The sequence below is a fragment of the Flavobacterium aureirubrum genome, assembly GCF_038739835.1.
Lineage (GTDB): Bacteria > Bacteroidota > Bacteroidia > Flavobacteriales > Flavobacteriaceae > Flavobacterium > Flavobacterium aureirubrum.
Map to the genome: position 1 here is coordinate 1 of NZ_JBCGDO010000094.1, position 424 is coordinate 424.

A 424-nucleotide genomic window follows, 5' to 3' on the forward strand; every position below is an offset into this window, starting at 1 on the left:
TTTACTTTTTCTAATCCTATTAAATCGGTGTAGTTGTATCCCCATTTTCGCTTTATTGTGCCAAAAATGTGCTCATTAATTTCTTGCCTTTTGCGGTATAGTTGTGGATTGTCTTTGTATCGCTGGTGATTTTCTTCTACGGCATCGGCATATTGGCTTCTATCAATCTCTCGTCCGCCTTTTCGGCTGGTGCATTGGTCTTTTACTGGGCAGGTTTTGCAGGCTGGTGTGCGGTATTTTTGGTACATATAACCGCTTTCTTCGGTGCGACCCGTTTTTTTGTGCCAGCTACCTGTAGTGGTGAGGGTTTGTCCTTGTGGACAGGTATAGGTGTTTGCTTCTTTGTTGTAAATGAACTTGGATACTAAATACTCGGGTTGTGTGCCATTTTCGTTGCTTTTGCCTTGATCTGGATGGGCCACTA

The 424-nt window shown here is 43.2% G+C and carries 1 protein-coding gene; it reads right to left on the reverse strand.

The features are described from left to right. On the reverse strand, positions 1–424 hold a 424-nt coding region (locus WFZ85_RS16090; protein ID WP_342697269.1), incomplete at both ends, for a transposase.